General features: G+C 53.6%; 1 protein-coding gene. It reads right to left on the bottom strand.

The window, feature by feature from the left end:
* Positions 1–15 precede the first annotated feature (15 nt).
* Positions 16–713, bottom strand: a protein-coding gene (locus tag ABZJ92_RS22065; protein WP_095033700.1) for an IS1-like element IS1B family transposase whose coding sequence is annotated in 2 segments (ribosomal slippage) — positions 16–464 and positions 464–713 — 699 coding nt in all. Because the reading frame shifts where the segments join, the coding sequence is not laid out codon by codon here.
* Positions 714–768: the final 55 nt, after the last annotated feature.

Genomic DNA, 768 nt, shown 5'->3' on the forward strand with positions numbered 1-768 from the left:
GGTAATGACTCCAACTTATTGATAGTGTTTTATGTTCAGATAATGCCCGATGACTTTGTCATGCAGCTCCACCGATTTTGAGAACGACAGCGACTTCCGTCCCAGCCGTGCCAGGTGCTGCCTCAGATTCAGGTTATGCCGCTCAATTCGCTGCGTATATCGCTTGCTGATTACGTGCAGCTTTCCCTTCAGGCGGGATTCATACAGCGGCCAGCCATCCGTCATCCATATCACCACGTCAAAGGGTGACAGCAGGCTCATAAGACGCCCCAGCGTCGCCATAGTGCGTTCACCGAATACGTGCGCAACAACCGTCTTCCGGAGCCTGTCATACGCGTAAAACAGCCAGCGCTGGCGCGATTTAGCCCCGACGTATCCCCACTGTTCGTCCATTTCCGCGCAGACGATGACGTCACTGCCCGGCTGTATGCGCGAGGTTACCGACTGCGGCCTGAGTTTTTTAAATGGCGGAAAATCGTGTTGAGGCCAACGCCCATAATGCGGGCGGTTGCCCGGCATCCAACGCCATTCATGGCCATATCAATGATTTTCTGGTGCGTACCGGGTTGAGAAGCGGTGTAAGTGAACTGCAGTTGCCATGTTTTACGGCAGTGAGAGCAGAGATAGCGCTGATGTCCGGCGGTGCTTTTGCCGTTACGCACCACCCCGTCAGTAGCTGAACAGGAGGGACAGCTGATAGAAACAGAAGCCACTGGAGCACCTCAAAAACACCATCATACACTAAATCAGTAAGTTGGCAGCATCACC

Origin of the sequence: Shigella sp. FJ200513, assembly GCF_040495915.1 — a bacterium.
Lineage (GTDB): Bacteria > Pseudomonadota > Gammaproteobacteria > Enterobacterales > Enterobacteriaceae > ECMA0423.